Raw genomic sequence first — 17,047 nt, forward strand, 5'->3', positions numbered from 1 at the left:
ATAACCCAAAGCCCCATCCGAGCAGTGCTGGAATGGGGCTTTTTCAGCAAATTTAATAAAATTAAATCACGCGTGAGAACTGTTGCTGACGAGCACGATCGCGTAAGTATTTATCGAAACACATACAGATATTACGGATCAATAAACGACCTTTCAGTTCAACAAAGATATGTTGTTCATCGACTGAAACCAACTCATCGTTGATAAAGGTTTTTAATAACGCTAAATCTTCAGCAAAATACTGATCGAAATCGATATTAAATTCCGCTTCAATCGCTTTTTTATCTAGTTGGAAGTTACAAATAAGGGCTTTGATCACTTCACGGCGTAGTAAGTCGTCTGCATCTAACGAGACTCCTTTCCACAGTGCGTTTTGTTTTTCTTCAATGTCTCGGTAGTAATGCTTTAGCTCTTTTTGGTTTTGCGCATAACAATCACCAATCATAGAAATGGCTGATACCCCCATCCCTAATAAATCACATTCACCTTGAGTGGTGTAACCTTGGAAATTACGGTGCAAAATACCTTCACGCTGGGCAATCGCTAACTCATCATCAGGTTTTGCAAAGTGATCCATACCAATGAATTGATACCCAGCCCCAGTTAGGGTCGCAATCGTGTCTTGCAGAATACCGAGTTTTTCTTTGGCACTAGGTAATAACTCTTCACTGATCTTACGTTGTGCTGCAAACAGTTTTGGCATGTGGGCATAGTTAAATACCGACAAACGACCAGGATTCATCTTCAGCACTTGCTCTAGGGTTTGAGCAAACACCTCGCGATTTTGCAGTGGTAAGCCGTAAATCAAATCAAGGTTAGTTGAACGGAAGCCCAGTTCACGCGCACGTTCAACCATCGCAAAGATAAACTGCTCGTCTTGCTCACGGTTTACTAGCTTTTGCACGTCTTTATTAAAATCTTGCACCCCGATACTTAGGCGGTTAAAGCCTTCACGGCGTAAGTGATCAAGAATATCGAGTTCGATTTCACGAGGGTCAACTTCAATACTGATCTCAGCATCATCATCAAAATTAAACGATGCACGTAGGCTGTTCATTAAACGGCTAATTTGCTCAGCTGTTAAGAAAGTCGGTGTGCCGCCGCCCCAGTGTAATTGGCTTACTTGGCGATCACCTAATAGCGTTGCACGTTGTTTGATCTCTTGCTCTAGCGCATCAAGGTATTGGTCGGCTTTGTGTTGATGACGAGTAATAATTTTATTACAGCCACAGTAGTAACAAAGCTTGTGACAAAACGGGATGTGAATATAAAGTGATAACTTACGATCTGGGTATTGCTTACATGCCATCTCAAATTCAGCAGAGGTAAAGGCTTCATTAAACTCTAACGCAGTTGGGTAAGAGGTATAACGTGGGCCTGAATAATTATATTTTTCAATCAGGGCCTGATCCCAAATAATCTGCTCATTTGACATGACATATTTCCAATATTGTAGGGAGAATTAAGAGTTAACTGTGCCTATCGTATTACCAATTCAGCACTGACAGTTTATAAGACAATACAACCATCGCCTAATCAGATTCAGCGATGGTTGTAATCGTTCAGATCAAATCATGAAGACTTTGTTGACAGGATAGCGTCGAGCTCTACCGCAATGGTTTCTTGTAGTCGAGTCTCAGCTTTCATTCGCTCGAGATCAAAACGCATCCGTGTACGTTTCTCTGTTTGTTGACGGGCTTCACCACGTGGCATGTCTTTCACTACCTCGTATAGCTCATAAATTGCAGGGTAAGTCGCAGAAAAATCTACGCTCTTATCCGCCTGCAAGGCTTCCATCAACTTATACAAACGAATCGCCGCTTCAGACAAATCACACTGTCCTTGTTTGGTGGCTGCGGCAATAACAAATACGCTCTCTAAAATCGTATTATTACGCGTTTCAATAGCCTCTTTTTGTTGCTGTTCAGCACGGGCTAAAAAAACTTTATGGCGTTGATTTTGTTGGTATAGCTTAACTAATAAAAAGCCAGCATACATACCAAGCGCGGTCACAATTGTGCCACCAATAACAAGCAGAAGCGTCAAATCCTGCAACGGTTACTCCTTACCGAACTTATCTAAATCCATGTTTTCAAATTGATCGAGTAAATCATCGTCCGACTTCGCCGCTGGGCGGTAATCGTCTTCTTCGAACAATTCAACTTCATCTTCTTCCATTAAACCAAGCTGCTTCATTAGCTGCTCGATGCGATCAAGTTTTTGATCGACTTGTTTTTGCAAGCCTGCACCTAACTTCTCGCCTGCATCTAGGCGATCAAGTAGTACCATTAGCTGTGCATCGTTTTCTAGCATCGCTAATTCTTGCTCAGCAGAGAGACGACGTTGCTGTTTGGTCATTGGCTTTTTCGGCTCAACAATCAAAGGTACTGGTTTTTTACTACCTAAACGTGGGTCTTTCTTCTGTGCAGCATTACGCTGTTTTGCATCTTCTGCAGCAGAATGGCGGCTACCAGTTTTTAAGCCTTTACGCTTACGTGCTTTTTGGCGTTGACGAGATTCAATCTCGATTTGGCTTGGGGTTTTATCACGGTATACCGCTGGGCCTTCAGAGCCAACCTTACGGCCTCTTTTCTTACGGGTCATTACTGGGTTTTCCTCAGCAAAATCACATCATTACCAACAAACTCAACTTCTAAGCCATCACGTTTAGCTAAAAAGCGAAACGTATCACGGCTAAAAAAGCTGACGTGGGTTGGATCGTTCTTATAATGCCAGTGTTTAAAACCGTCGGCATCGGTTGCTAGCTTTGTCATCAAACCAAGCCAACCGCCCGGTTTGATCATACTCAGCAGCAGCCCCCATTCCTTCGCAGGCTGATAAAAATGTTCAATGGCCTCTGTACAAGTGACAAAGTCATATTGACGCGTTAATACACTCGGATCCGGTGCAAAATACGGGTCATAGATCGCCATATTATATCCCATTTCTTCCAACATAATCGAAAGCGTGGGACCAGGGCCACTACCAAAATCTAATCCCTCAGAGGCACTAGCAGGTAAGCGTTCCACAAGTGGTGTTGCAACACGACTTAAAAATTGGCGATAGCCCATATCTTCAGGGTTATTTTGGTGCTGATCGTAAACCGCTTTTTCTTGCTCTGGCGTAAGTTGTGCGTTCGGATCGGCAAAAATCAACGCACATTGCTGACAGCGAAAGTAGCTACGGTTTTTATCTTCTGCAAATAACACATGCTGTTCACTATGACACAGTGGACAAAGTTGCATGATCACTCTCCGGTGTTGCCGATTATTAGCAAAATCGGAACTGGTGTAAAATCGAACGGGCTATTCTATACCCAATCGCACTGAAGATGTAGTTTTGCTGACTAATTGTGCAATTTAATCTGTAAATACGAGAAAGGTAGATAAAAGATCAGCAAGTTAATTGCTGTTAGTGGAAGTTTTCAGAGATCAGAAAAGAAAAAAGCGACAGGTTTTCACCTATCGCTCTATGTGAACCACTGGTTCCATATTCTTTCTAGTCGATCCTAACTAGCGTGTAACATCCCGGTTAAGCAAAGTTCCATTTGTTATTGATGCTTTCCTTGCGAACTTTGTTGTTCGTCATCATCCTGATGAATTTTACTCTTCCATGTCCTATCCGTAGCGTTTCAACTCATCCTGAGTTGGCGATCCCTTTCGCTCATTATCTTCCTGATAATAATTCCACCATCCATGTGTGTACGTTATCCATTTCGTACATTGTATTGCTCAGACATCTTGTCTTTGCAAACCTTATCCTTAAGTGTCGTCCTGACAATCCAATTCGCGTCTTGCGTCAACCCTAGTCATCCTAACTAGACTTCCTGTGAATCCTTCGAGCTCCTGCTCATGCCATCCTAGCGCTTCCATCCAATGCCGCTCTCCCTGTCGACATGAGATAATTTACCTTAATCTATTCTTGAAACAATGTGCCGATATCACACTTTAAATAGTGAAAAACACCAATCTAACGCAACCCATTGTTATTAATAACGATTACATTTTTGAGCACAAAAAATAGAGCAAAATAAACCTGTACGAATGGCAGATCTCTCACAAGCTGTTGAGCAAATAAGACAGAGACAAAAAATGGCTCTGAACAAACGTTGAGAAAAACGATTAAAACAGCAACATAGCGACAATAAAAAAGCAGCCATCTGGCTGCTTTTCTTAAATCGTATTAAAGATGATTAATGTAATCCACCGACATATTGTGACAATGCATTAATCTCTTCATCACTGAGCTTCGCAGCCACTGAACGCATCATCGCATTCATGTCGTTGGCACGATCGCCAGAGCGGAATTTCTCAAGCTGAAGTTTCACATACTCTGCATTCTGACCCGATATTTTAGGGAAACCAGATAAGCTGGTGCCATTACCACGAGGACCATGACAAGCAATACAGGCAGCGACACCACGCTCGGCATCACCAAAACGGTATAGCTGTTGTGCTACTTCAATCGACTCTTCAGAAGAGGTGTTATCTGAAATTGGCAAAGAAGAGAAATAAGCAGCAAGATCAGCCATATCTTGATCAGTTAGTGCTGCGACCATACCGCCCATCACAGGATCGTTACGACCTTGTTTACCGCCAGTCGACATTGCCAACTTAAACTCTTTCAATTGTTTTTCAATGTATGCAGGATGTTGTCCAGCCAGTTTCGGGTATTGCTGCATCGCTGCGGCGTTACCATCAGTGCCGTGACAAGCTGCACACGTTGCGGCTTTCGCTTTACCTGCTTCGATATTGCCTTCTTCGGCCATCGCCGAATAACTAGCAAGAAGGGTTAATATTAATATTAATTTCTTCATGACATTCCATTTATAATTATAGGGCTTCCACTACCACAAGTAATGCTTAGTTACATGGTATACAATACGACCACAAACCAAGCTCGGTTTAACATATTTTACACAATTTCACATAAAAGTAATCAGTCGACTACATGAAGACTTGACGGAGTTAACAGTGAATCAACCTCTCAACTACAGAAATACAAGTTTTATCACAAGTGCACCGGATATTCGTCACTTGCCACAAGATGCAGGCGTTGAGATCGCATTTGCTGGTCGCTCCAATGCGGGTAAATCAAGTGCACTAAACCGTATTACGGATCAAAAGAACCTTGCTCGTACTTCTAAAACCCCAGGCCGTACTCAGCTGATCAACATGTTTGAAGTTGTTTCTGGCTGTAACTTGATCGACTTACCGGGCTATGGCTTTGCTCAAGTACCACTTGAAATGAAGTTAAAATGGCAAAAATCGCTAGGTGAATACCTGCAACGCCGTGAGTGTCTGCAAGGCCTAGTGGTACTAATGGATATCCGTCACCCAATGAAAGATCTCGACCAACAGATGATCAGTTGGGCAATTGAAAGCCGTTTACCAGTATTAGTACTACTTACTAAAGCAGACAAACTGAAAAGTGGTGCGCGTAAAGCACAAGTGCTAAAGATCCGCCAAATGACACTAGAATTCGGTGGTGATGTGCAAGTTGAAGCTTTCTCTTCACTAAAAGGTATCGGTGTGGATCAAGTTCGTCGCAAACTTGATGAATGGTATGCGCCAGAATTAGAGCGTCAACGTGTACTTGCCGCTGGCGATGATGAATTCCCAGAGCATGACGCAGAATAAGATTTAAATGCCTAGCTCTAAGGAAGGAGCTAGAAAAACTCCCCACCATCATGGTGGGGCAATGGGAGAGAAATAGGAGGTCGTTTTAGTTTTGTGCAACGACCATGAATGATTTCCCTTCACGACGCAATCCCTTCCCTTTAACTGACTCCAGTTGCACTAATTTTTGAGACTCTCCACCCGTTATATTACCCAGTCTCAATATAAATGTTCTCTATCCTTGCTTTCATTAGCACATTATTTTCTTAACAAAATAACAACGTAAAATGTTAATAAGCTGATTTTTATTTTGGAAGTTTATTACAAACCTGCCATCCTAAAAAATAAGCAAAAAAAAACCACTCCCAAAAGTTCAGGAATGGTTATTTCATGGATTTGTTGCTGAGTTGATAATCACACCAGCTCTTAACAGCAAATATGAACAAGAAGCTGTATTTAGTATAACGCCTGTTTTTATTTTTTAAAGTATTTACTCTAAAAAACTAACGAAATCATCATCAGTAAAAATATAAAATGGGTAATTAACAGGCTAAATAGCTCGCAAAAACCATATTTAGTCCATTTATTGATGATAAATAGTACAAAAACGGGCAGGTGTAATAAAGAAGGAAAACAATAAAAGAGAGAGATGAAGCGAGATGGAAAAGTTGACTAGCGCCCAATAAAAAACGCCCCGGTCCAAAGTGAGACCAGGGCGGCTGAATCAGCCAAATCCAATAACGTGAAACAAAAGGTCTGAAAGATAGAACATCTTACCTCTGTACCCTACGTCTGTAACTGTATATCAAATGTGCAGTTTTTGGAACCCCTTGATGTAGTTTTTTTTCACTTTGTTGTAAGTAAATTTTACATTTGCGTTTTTATTGGGCGCTTATTTTTAACAAAAAAAATAGCCAGCGAATGGCTGACTATTTAATGATAAGTTTGATGATTACAACTTGTTCTTAGTGCGCTTGATCCCAGTTATCACCGAAACCTGCATCAGCGATCAATGGCACGTCTAATGTAGCTGCTTGCTCCATCAATGCTTTCACTTCAGCTGTTACCGATTCCAGTGCAGATTCTTTCACTTCAAACACCAATTCATCGTGTACTTGCATTAATAAACGGACTTCATCTTGAGGTTGTTGCTGTACCCAATTATCAACTGCAATCATCGCAAGTTTAATAATGTCGGCAGCCGTACCTTGCATTGGGGCGTTGATCGCTGCACGCTCTGCTGCTTTACGACGTAGACCATTACGAGACTTAATATCAGGCAAGTACAAACGACGACCAAATAACGTCTCAACATAACCTTTTTCTGACGCCGTATTACGAGTGCTTTCCATGTACTCCAGCACACCAGGGTAGCGCTCAAAGTACACATTCATGTAATCTTGCGCTTCGTTACGTCCCATATCTAGCTGCTTCGCCAAACCGAATGCACTCATGCCATAGATCAAACCAAAGTTGATCGCTTTGGCACGACGACGTTGCTCACTGCTTACCTGCTCAATATCTAAGCCAAGGATTTCAGCAGCTGTTGCCGCGTGGATATCTTTGCCATGACAGAAAGCATCCAACAGCGCTTTATCACCTGATAAATGCGCCATGATACGTAATTCAATTTGTGAATAGTCGACCGCTAAGATCTTGTAGCCACTTTGTGCCACGAACGCTTGGCGAATACGGCGGCCTTCTTCATTACGTACTGGAATATTCTGCAGGTTTGGATCGCTTGATGATAGACGACCTGTTGCTGTAACAGCTTGATGGTAAGAAGTGTGAACTCGACCCGTTGCAGGGTTAACCATCTTAGGTAGTTTATCGGTGTAAGTAGATTTCAGTTTTGCAAGTCCGCGATATTCTAAAATCAACTTAGGCAATGGGTAATCAAGCGCCAGCTCTTGTAGCACTTCTTCATTGGTTGAAGGTGTTCCCGATGGCGTTTTCTTCAGAACCGGTAAGCCCATCTTCTCGAACAGGATCGCTTGCAGCTGTTTTGGCGAGCTTAAATTAAATTCTTGCTCAGCGAGCTCAAACGCTTTTTTCTCAAGCTCATCAAGACGTGCTGCAATTTCTGTCGATTGAGCACCAAGCAACATGCTATCGACATACACACCCGTACGCTCCATACGTGAAAGCACAGGCACTAATGGCATTTCAATAGTTTCAAAAACGTGCTTAAGCTTGTCGTCAGCTTCCACTTTTGGATATAACGCATTGTGTAAACGCAGAGTAATATCAGCATCTTCTGCCGCATAAGGACCTGCTTGCGCTAAATCGATCTGATTGAACGTAAGCTGTTTTTTACCTTTACCGGCGATCTCTTCAAAACTGATGTTCTTATGCTCTAAATAACGCAGTGCTAGGCTATCCATGTCATGACGACCAACAACACTGTTAAAGACATAAGATTCCAGCATGGTATCAAACACAATACCCTGCATTTCTATGCCGTAACGCGCCACAATGCTGGCATCAAACTTTAAGTTCTGACCAATTTTGGCTTGGTTTAGATCTTCAAGCAGCGGTTTTAATTGAGCGAGAACCCAATCACGATCAAGCTGTGTTGGTGCATCAAGGTAATCATGAGCCACTGGCACATAGGCCGCTTTACCTTCTTCAATGGCAAAAGAAACACCGACCACATTGGCGGTCATGTAGTCCAAACCATCGGTTTCAGTATCAAAGGCAAAGGCTTTCGCTGCTTTTAATTGTTCAAGCCATACGTTGAAAGCCGCTTCATCAAGAATGATTTCATAACCACTGCGATCAATGGTTGGGGCAACCGCTTTTTTCTCAACTGGCGCATTGCCAGATTGTTCATCTGCAACAATACGGCCATCGCTACCTTCTAACATTTCGGTTAGCCAACGACGGAACTGCAACTTACCAAACAACTCAGTTAAGGCGTCAGTATCTGGCACACCTTTACGTAGTTCATCAGGTTTAACATCAAGCTCAACATCTAATTTGATCGTCGCAAGCTTGTATGACATGTAAGCGGCTTCTTTATTATCAAGCAGCTTTTTTGCCATGGTTTTAGAACCACGGAAACCCAACGGCGCAATGTCATCTAAGTTGTCATACAGCGCATCTAAACCACCGATGCCAGTTAATAATGCTTTTGCGGTTTTCTCCCCCACACCCGGGACACCTGGAATGTTATCCACTTTATCGCCCATCAGAGCCAAGTAGTCGATGATCAACTCAGGACCGATCCCAAACTTATCCACAACCCCTGCAGGATCCATCACCACATCAGTCATGGTGTTGATCAAGGTAATATTTTGATCCACCAGCTGTGCCATATCTTTATCGCCTGTACTGATGAGTACTGGCATACCTTGCTGTGAGGCTTGAGTCGCCAACGTACCAATCACGTCATCGGCTTCAACACCTGAAATCGAGATCAACGGTAAGCCCATGGCTTTGATCACAGCATGTAGAGGCTCGATCTGACCACGAAGATCATCCGGCATTGGAGGACGATTAGCTTTATATTCAGGGAACATATCATCACGGAAAGTTTTACCTTTCGCATCGAAGATCACCGCAATATGCTCTGTAGAGAACTGGCGTAACATACTACGCAGCATATTCACAACACCATAAACAGCACCAGTAGGCTCGCCGTCAGAGTTGGTAAAATTAGGTGCAGCATGGTAAGCACGATAAAGGTATGAGGATCCATCAATCAGGATCAATGGATTTTCTGGAATAGTTGCCATAGGGTTATTCTTATATCCAAGCGATAAGTCGTTCAAGTTAGCTCTATTATCGACCATATTAGGCGCTGAGCGACAGAAAAAATGCAATAACTCATAGAATGCCATGCCCTGAGGCAAGTGTTAACCAATGATTTCTACAACCCTTCCGTTTTCTGTGGATAACTTTGTTAGTATTTAATTTATGCCAGTTGATCGTTTTTTGCATAATTTTAAAAAGTTAGAATGATTTTATTTTTTATCATACACTTATGCGTTAACGGCAAATTAGATCCTCGATCCCAATTTGATCAATCATTGTGGAAAACCTTCTTTGGATAAACTTTTATCCCCTAATAATCCAATAAAAATCAGACGATTTGCTTAGTAACAACGCCAAAACGAAAGGAATTGCGGTAATTTTAAGCGAGTAAAGGCTTTTACAGCGTGAGTTATCTGAAAATCTATCGTGGTATGACGTTGATAAATGTTATGACGATCCTATCAATGTCAGTCATGCATCAAAGCCGAAAAAACGATCAAACAAGTGGAAGAAGACGAGAAAAGAAAAAGCGACGCTACGTAATGTGGCGTCGCTCAGCAGAAGTGGTGTTCGGTTATCAGCCCTACACTAATAACACGCTACCTTAGCTGTAGTACACTGGAAGCAATGTGAGCAATGTCGTGCCATCAAAACGATATGATTATGTTCCATCCCTATCGCCTGATTGCACGTTAATAATAACCATTCTCAATTAACTTGCAAGTACTTTATTGAGAATAATTGTCATTTAGGCGTTATTTTTTAACCAATACTTTGCGAAAGTGTAATCGATAATCCAGCACTCCCTCTTTTTTTTCTATATCTTCAATAAGATAGCCATTTCGCATTAATAATCTCGCCATTGCAGGAAAGCGGTTTCTCGATTTGACCGTGAGTTGTTGATAGCCCTGCTCAATAACCCACGCTTCTTGCGCTTCTAACAATGCTTGTGCCACCCCGTGACCACGCCCAGCAGGCAATACGCCACCGAGCCAGCTATAAAATACTTGCTTATCTAGCGCATAACCTATTTTCACTCCAACTAACTGTTGTTGGTTTTCAGCAACTAAGATCAAAGCTGGTTTGGTTGCTAAACGCGCCGTTAACTCCGCCAAAGAAATAGGAGCGGCAAATTCCACAATACGATGGAGCACCGCAAGGGCTTCTTCGATGCTTGCTTCTCTTATCTGCAAATCCATGTTGTTATTCTCCATCATTGAAGTGAAAAAAAGCCGATCATGGGATCGGCTTGGTAATCTTTATTTCATCCCAATCATTATTGATTGGTTTTCGCTGCCACGAAAGGCTGTGGCGATACTGCGGTTAGTTTACCAATTAAGTAATTGAGCAAGACACCGTACATCGGCACAAACAAACCTAAGCTGATGATCAGTTTAAAGCTGTAATCTACCAGCGCGATTTCCGTCCAGTTTGCTGCCATAAATGGATCTGGGCTATGGTAAAACGCAATACCGAAGAAAGCGATGGTATCAATAGCATTACCAAAAATAGTAGAAGCCGTTGGTGCTACCCACCATTGCTTTAACTGACGTAGACGGTTAAACACCGACACATCTAAGATTTGCCCTAACAAGTAAGCCATAAAGCTTGCAATCGCAATACGAGCAACAAACAGATTAAACTCACCTAAGTGACCTAACCCTTGATATTCACCTTGGAAAAACACGACCGATAAGACATACGACACCACTAAAGCGGGCATCATGACGCGAAAAATGATCTTACGTGCCATGCCTGCTCCAAAAATGCGGACAGTCAAATCAGTAGCAAGAAAGATAAAAGGAAAAGTAAATGCGCCCCATGTGGTGTGATAACCAAATACGGTAAACGGGAGTTGCACTAAGTAGTTACTTGATGCGATCACCAAAAGGTGAAATAGCACTAAGTAGCCTAAAGCTTTACGTTGTTGTTGCGGAGTAAAAGAAGGTGTTGCGTTAGATTGAGATAAAGCAGTCGTCATGTGAGACCTTTTTGTCAATGGGGGGAGGGAACCCAAACATACTTTGTTGCCAGCGTTTTATCGCCAACAACGACCAGGTCGGCGATTATACAGAAACCAGCTTGCTTGCCTAGCTTTTGATCTTACCAGCAAAATTAATTTAATAAGCTCGCAATAAAGGTGAGTGTTTCTTCATCGTCGTCACTCATAGCTTCAAGCCATAACGCCCCACTGTAATGCTCACCTTTTAACAGCAAACGACAACCTTCAAAATCAATCAACCAAATATGCAGATCTGCATTGCTCTCTTTCTCTACCACAGTCGCATCAATGGCGAGTAAGAAGGATCCTGCGATCGTATCAAAACTATCGAAATCAAATTCAGGACTTTTAATCGATAAAAAACGTGCGTCGCGATCAAACTGACGAATACCGAATAGGTGACTTGTTACTGCTGTCATCATGACTCCTATTTATACCCAAGTGACTTGGGTCTATTACTTTAAATAGTGGCTTTCAATCCCTGTTAGCCCTTGATGTAACCAAGTGTTAATTAGCATTACAAAGGTTAAGGTTGCTCTAGTATTCCACTTCTCATCATGGTCTTATTAGGCTGCTGCTAGAGCACGTTATCGCGAGTCCCGTCGCATGACCTAGCAGTCCGGTGAAATGAATATTCCACCAAATACGCAAGCTGTTTTGTCGTGACCAAACACCCTATTAAGGCTGTTTCTTTAACGCATTCTAGCCGGGCTTACCATGAGCCCGGTTTTTTTATACCTGTCTTTTATGCTATCTGCTTAGTGTGGCTCATCAATCGCCAGTAAATGATCGCGGATCAAACCAAGAAACACCTCACCATATTTCTCAAGTTTTCGCTGCCCAACCCCGTTTACTGCCAGAAAATCGCCGTTTGATGTCGGTAATCGCTCTGCCATTTCCATTAAGCTAGCATCATTAAATACCACGTATGGTGGCAGATCTTCTTCATCAGCAATGGCTTTACGCAATTTACGCAACTTGGCAAAAAGCTTTTTATCGTACTGACGATTCACCAACTTGTTCACTTTCATCGTACGGGCAATGTTATCCAGCCGAGGTACTGCAAGCTCTAAGCTGACTTCTGCACGCAATAAAGGACGGGCTTTTTCCGTTAGCTGCAACACCGAGTTACGACTAATATTTTGAGTTAAGTACCCTAAATGAATTAACTGGCGTAATACACTAACCCAATACTCATGGCTGTAATCACGACCGATGCCATAAGTGCTGAGTTTGTCATGTCCATGCTCTCGAATGCGTTGGTTTTGCATCCCACGCAGCACTTCCACAATATAGGTAATACCAAAGCTTTGCTGCACACGGTAGACACAAGATAACGCTTTTTGCGCCACCTCCACCGCATTGAAACGCTTAGGCGGATCTAAACACACATCGCAGTTACCACACGGCTCATCACGGTGCTCACCAAAATAATGCAATAATACCTGACGACGGCAGGTTTGCGCTTCGGCAAAAGCGCCCATCGCATTGAGTTTATGTCGCTCAACATCTTTTTGTTGCCCTTCTGGCTTTTCATCTAAGCAGCGACGTAACCACGCTAAGTCAGCAGGATCGTAAAACATGACCGCTTCAGCTGGTAAGCCATCACGCCCTGCACGCCCTGTTTCTTGGTAATAGGATTCGATATTGCGGGGAATATCAAAATGCACCACAAAACGGACATTGGGTTTGTTGATCCCCATGCCAAAGGCAACGGTAGCCACCACAACATGAATATCATCACGTTGAAAAGCCTCTTGCACATGTACACGTTCGGCATGCTCAAGCCCAGCATGATAGGCTTCGGCACGAATACCATTGTCTCGCAACTTCTCGCTGATCTGCTCTACCTTTTTACGGCTATTACAATAAATGATACCGCATTGGCCTCGCATCCCTTCGATATAGCGAATGATTTGCGTCAGCGGCTTGTGCTTTTCCCACAAGGTGTAACGGATATTCGGACGATCAAAACTGCCCAAATACTCATGGGGCTTCGATAAGCCCAAACGCTGGATAATGTCATGACGGGTGGTTTCATCAGCGGTCGCAGTAAGTGCCATCACGGGCAGGTTATCAAACGACTGCTTCAGCAATCCTAACGCCGCATATTCAGGTCTAAAATCATGTCCCCATTGGGAAATACAGTGGGCTTCATCGACGGCAACCATGGCAAGCGGCACATCACGCAAGCGATCAATAAAGTCGTGGGTTAACACGCGCTCCGGTGAGACATATACCAGTTTCACGTTGCCGGCTTGCATCGCTTCAAACACCGCAAAAATGTCATCACGGCTCATGGTGGAGTTAATGTAAGCGGCAGCAACACCATTGGCTTTGAGTTGGTCGACCTGATCTTTCATCAAGGAGATCAAAGGGGAAATAACCAAGGTTACTCCCTCTTTTAATAAAGCAGGGATCTGGTAGCACAAGGATTTACCACCGCCTGTTGGCATGATCACCAAACAATCTTCATCACGGTTAACGGCATCAATCACATCCTGTTGACCCACGCGAAATTGCTGGTAACCAAAAACATCTTGGAGAACAGATTCACAACAAGGAGCAGATAACGCAGAACAAGGTTCACTGTGACAAACGGATGACATGGTAAGGCTCTTGGCTAAACAGGGCGTTCATTCTATACCTAAAGTCCCCATTGATGCGAGGCACTAACTGGGCTATCAATGAAAAACGCAGCCCTGTTTTTCTCTAACCTTTTCTCCCACAATAAAAATAAATACTGGAATAATCACCACTTCACTATATATACTGCTAAAGAATAAAATTTAACCAACTTTAGATTTGGAGTTTCATGGAAGAGAACAACAATCTAGCCAAACGTGGCATTATTCTCGCCATTGCGGCCTACACCATGTGGGGCATCGCACCGATTTATTTCAAATCACTATCACAAGTCACTGCCTTGGAGATCCTGAGCCATCGGGTGATTTGGTCATTCTTTTTTCTCGCCCTGCTTATCATCATTGGTCGTCAACGCCATCGTGTTAGCGCGATCTTAAAGCAGCCCAAAACCCTCTTTTTGCTCCTCATCTCTGCTCTATTAGTCGGCTGTAATTGGCTCATTTTTATCTGGGCAGTGAATAACAATTATATTTTGGATGCCAGCTTAGGGTATTACATCAACCCACTGCTCAACGTGTTGCTTGGAATGCTTGTGTTAGGGGAAAGATTACGCCCGCTGCAATGGGGAGCGGTACTGATTGCTGCCATTGGCGTGATTGCAGAACTGATCCAATTTGGCTCACTCCCTTGGATTGCTTTTGCCCTTGCGATCAGTTTTGGCTTTTATGGGTTGCTCCGTAAGAAAATCAATATTGATGCTCAAACCGGTCTTTTTATTGAAACTTGTGTGCTGCTACCGCTAGCAGCCATTTACCTTATCTTTATTACTGATAGCCCTACTGCCAATCTTGGTCAAAACCCACTAAATCTAAACCTACTCTTACTGGCCGCAGGGATTGTGACCACCTTACCGCTACTGTGTTTTACTGGCGCTGCCACCAAATTGAGATTCTCGACCTTAGGTTTCTTTCAATATATTGGCCCAAGTTTAATGTTTATTCTCGCCATTTTTCTTTATCAAGAACCGTTTAAATTAGAGCATGGGCTCACCTTTGGCTGTATTTGGTTCGCCCTGTTGTTATTCAGTGTTGATGGTATTCGTACTCACCGTTTACAGTCATCTGGGGGGAAACGACACCGCAAAGCACCGTGATGTGAAAGATCATTTGATATGTATGATATATCTCTCATTTTTATTACCTAAATCTATAAATTTAAAGTATAAAATAGTGTTCAGTTACGTCATTTAGCCCACTCAGAAGGATCATCTATGCCAAGGTTTGCCCCACCTTTTGCCCTGTTATTGAGTGCTTGTTGTTTTTCATTACCTGTTTTTGCCAATGAAGCATCGCAAGCCTCTGATAATATTGAGCCAGAGCCAACCATTAGTCAGCAATCTCAGCAGCTAGTGAAGGGTAAAGAATGGATGATCGCCACTGCTAATAAATATGCCAGCGAAGCAGGAGCTGATGTTTTAAGTAAAGGCGGCAGTGCAGTGGATGCGATGATCACTGCACAATTGATTTTAGGCTTAGTAGAGCCTCAATCGTCAGGCATTGGTGGCGGTGGGTTCTTGGTTTATTGGGATAACGACAACAACCAAATGACAACCTTTGATGGTCGAGAAACCGCACCTTTTGCTGCCACTCCCCGTTTGTTTCAAGACAATCAAGGTAAACCGCTAAAATTCTATGATGCAGTAGTTGGTGGGCGCTCTGTCGGCACACCGGGCACCATTAAACTCTTGTGGCGAAGCCACGAGCAGTACGGCAAATTAGCGTGGAAGAGCCTATTTTTACCGGCGATTAAATTGGCAAAAGATGGCTTTATTGTTAGCCCTCGATTAGCGGCAATGGTTGAGCAAGATGCACAGCATTTAAGTCGTTATCCAGCAACCAAAGCCTACTTTTTTGATAATGATGGCAACCCTATAAAAGCAGGTACTAAGCTAACAAACCCAGCTTATGCTAACACCTTACGCCAAATTGCTGATTACGGCCCCAAAGCGTTTTATCAGGGTGATATTGCCCGTGATATTGTCGAAGCCGTACAGCAAGCAGAAGGCAATCCCGGGGTATTAAATACCATGGATCTTGCCAGCTATAGCGTCAAACAACGAGAGCCTATTTGTGCTCCTTATCGTCAATATCAAGTGTGTGGCATGGGGCCACCAAGCTCTGGTGCACTCACTTTAGGGCAAATCTTGGCAATGCTAAACCATTATCCGCTGGCGAAATTAGGCGCTGATAATGCCGAAAGCTGGCGCTTAATTGGTGATGCCTCACGCCTTGCGTTTGCCGATCGTGGTCGCTATATGGCTGACAATGATTATGTACCCATGCCAACCCGAGGCTTATTAGATCCAACTTACATAGCGCAACGTGCGGCATTACTGCAAGGCAAGCAAGCATTAACCAAGGTAGAGCCGGGCACACCACCATGGAATCATGCGCAGAAACAAACGAGTAATGAGGCGATTGAGCTGCCATCCACCACCCATCTCTCTATTGTTGATAAAGAAGGTAATGTGGTATCGCTCACCTCTACCATTGAAAACAGCTTTGGCTCACGTTTGATGGTCCGTGGCTTTTTACTTAATAACGAGCTCACGGATTTCTCATTCCGTAGCCAAATTGATGGTGTCCCTGTTGCCAATCGCATTGAGCCGGGCAAGCGTCCACGCTCATCGATGACACCGACAATAGTGATGAAAGATAATCAACCGGTACTAACCATTGGCTCACCGGGTGGCAGCCAGATCATCGGTTATGTCGCCAAAACGCTGGTCGCTTACCTTGATTGGGGCATGGATTTACAGCAAGCGATCAATCTACCGAACATGAATAACCGTTTTGGCACCTTTGAATTAGAGCAAAACACCGCAGCAACTGCGTGGGCACCGAAACTCGAAAAACTGGGTTATAAAACGCAAATCAAAGATCTGAATTCGGGTATTCAAGCCATTAGCATTGCTCCAGAGCTACTCACCGGTGCCGCCGATCCACGTCGAGAAGGCAAAGTGATCAGCCGATAATCCCACGTATCCATCATCAAAAAATCACAAAAAAGCCCAACACCGAAATGT

At 43.3% G+C, this 17,047-nt stretch carries 15 protein-coding genes; 4 read left to right on the forward strand and 11 right to left on the reverse strand.

All coding sequences use genetic code 11. The annotated features are described in order from the left end of the window. Window positions 1–61 precede the first annotated feature (61 nt). From hemN to E5A76_RS06190, 5 genes are all read right to left on the reverse strand, one after another. Complete coding sequence (hemN, locus tag E5A76_RS06170; RefSeq protein ID WP_161118407.1) at window positions 62–1,435, reverse strand: oxygen-independent coproporphyrinogen III oxidase; 1,374 nt, start codon at window positions 1,433–1,435, stop codon at window positions 62–64. A gap of 137 nt (window positions 1,436–1,572) precedes the next feature. Next, the gene (locus tag E5A76_RS06175; RefSeq protein WP_081001617.1) at window positions 1,573–2,055 is read right to left on the reverse strand and encodes a DUF2489 domain-containing protein; all 483 of its coding nucleotides are present in this window, start codon (window positions 2,053–2,055) and stop codon (window positions 1,573–1,575) included. Window positions 2,056–2,058: 3 nt separating this feature from the next. Beyond that, complete coding sequence (gene yihI / locus E5A76_RS06180; RefSeq protein WP_053986632.1) at window positions 2,059–2,604, reverse strand: Der GTPase-activating protein YihI; 546 nt, start codon at window positions 2,602–2,604, stop codon at window positions 2,059–2,061. Continuing rightward, a complete protein-coding gene (locus tag E5A76_RS06185; protein ID WP_161118408.1) occupies window positions 2,604–3,245 on the reverse strand; it encodes a class I SAM-dependent methyltransferase in 642 nt (213 codons plus the stop codon). The genes yihI and E5A76_RS06185 overlap by 1 nt, the downstream gene beginning before the upstream one ends. A 947-nt stretch (window positions 3,246–4,192) precedes the next feature. After that, window positions 4,193–4,816: a c-type cytochrome gene (locus E5A76_RS06190; RefSeq protein WP_053986634.1), complete on the reverse strand. Its 624-nt coding sequence runs from the start codon at window positions 4,814–4,816 to the stop codon at window positions 4,193–4,195. A gap of 157 nt (window positions 4,817–4,973) precedes the next feature. Between E5A76_RS06190 and yihA the strand changes: the two genes are divergently transcribed. Beyond that, window positions 4,974–5,639 carry a ribosome biogenesis GTP-binding protein YihA/YsxC gene (yihA, locus tag E5A76_RS06195; protein WP_053986635.1) on the forward strand — a complete coding sequence of 222 codons (666 nt, stop codon included), beginning with the start codon at window positions 4,974–4,976 and terminating at the stop codon, window positions 5,637–5,639. A 703-nt stretch (window positions 5,640–6,342) separates the two neighbouring features. On the opposite strand, the gene E5A76_RS20820 is transcribed toward yihA, so the two are convergent. Together E5A76_RS20820 and polA are read right to left on the reverse strand one after the other, a co-directional pair. Then, window positions 6,343–6,390: a hypothetical protein gene (locus E5A76_RS20820; RefSeq protein ID WP_438616993.1), complete on the reverse strand. Its 48-nt coding sequence runs from the start codon at window positions 6,388–6,390 to the stop codon at window positions 6,343–6,345. Between the two features lie 193 nt (window positions 6,391–6,583). Continuing rightward, the gene (polA, locus tag E5A76_RS06200) at window positions 6,584–9,355 is read right to left on the reverse strand and encodes a DNA polymerase I (RefSeq protein WP_161118409.1); all 2,772 of its coding nucleotides are present in this window, start codon (window positions 9,353–9,355) and stop codon (window positions 6,584–6,586) included. A 423-nt stretch (window positions 9,356–9,778) separates the two neighbouring features. On the opposite strand from polA, the gene E5A76_RS06205 reads away from it, so the two are divergent. Next, window positions 9,779–9,982 carry a hypothetical protein gene (locus E5A76_RS06205; protein WP_161118410.1) on the forward strand — a complete coding sequence of 68 codons (204 nt, stop codon included), beginning with the start codon at window positions 9,779–9,781 and terminating at the stop codon, window positions 9,980–9,982. Between the two features lie 147 nt (window positions 9,983–10,129). Here E5A76_RS06205 and E5A76_RS06210 read toward each other — a convergent pair whose 3' ends face one another. From E5A76_RS06210 to recQ, 4 genes are all read right to left on the reverse strand, one after another. Beyond that, entirely contained in the window at window positions 10,130–10,573 is a 444-nt protein-coding gene (locus E5A76_RS06210) for a GNAT family N-acetyltransferase (protein WP_161118411.1), read from the reverse strand. Between the two features lie 77 nt (window positions 10,574–10,650). After that, the gene (locus E5A76_RS06215; protein WP_161118412.1) at window positions 10,651–11,355 is read right to left on the reverse strand and encodes a 7-cyano-7-deazaguanine/7-aminomethyl-7-deazaguanine transporter; all 705 of its coding nucleotides are present in this window, start codon (window positions 11,353–11,355) and stop codon (window positions 10,651–10,653) included. A 134-nt stretch (window positions 11,356–11,489) separates the two neighbouring features. Continuing rightward, on the reverse strand, window positions 11,490–11,795 hold the full coding sequence (locus tag E5A76_RS06220; RefSeq protein ID WP_161118413.1) for a DUF3630 family protein: 306 nt from the start codon (window positions 11,793–11,795) through the stop codon (window positions 11,490–11,492). A gap of 339 nt (window positions 11,796–12,134) precedes the next feature. Then, on the reverse strand, window positions 12,135–13,985 hold the full coding sequence (gene recQ, locus E5A76_RS06225; protein ID WP_161118414.1) for an ATP-dependent DNA helicase RecQ: 1,851 nt from the start codon (window positions 13,983–13,985) through the stop codon (window positions 12,135–12,137). Between the two features lie 206 nt (window positions 13,986–14,191). On the opposite strand from recQ, the gene rarD reads away from it, so the two are divergent. Both rarD and ggt read left to right on the forward strand, forming a co-directional pair. Next, window positions 14,192–15,115 (forward strand): EamA family transporter RarD, encoded by a 924-nt coding sequence (gene rarD, locus E5A76_RS06230; RefSeq protein ID WP_161118415.1) that lies wholly within the window; start codon window positions 14,192–14,194, stop codon window positions 15,113–15,115. 117 nt (window positions 15,116–15,232) lie between these two features. Further along, window positions 15,233–16,996 (forward strand): gamma-glutamyltransferase, encoded by a 1,764-nt coding sequence (gene ggt / locus E5A76_RS06235; protein ID WP_161118416.1) that lies wholly within the window; start codon window positions 15,233–15,235, stop codon window positions 16,994–16,996. Window positions 16,997–17,047 lie beyond the last annotated feature (51 nt).

Source organism: Photobacterium lucens (assembly GCF_009873615.1).
Lineage (GTDB): Bacteria > Pseudomonadota > Gammaproteobacteria > Enterobacterales > Vibrionaceae > Photobacterium > Photobacterium lucens.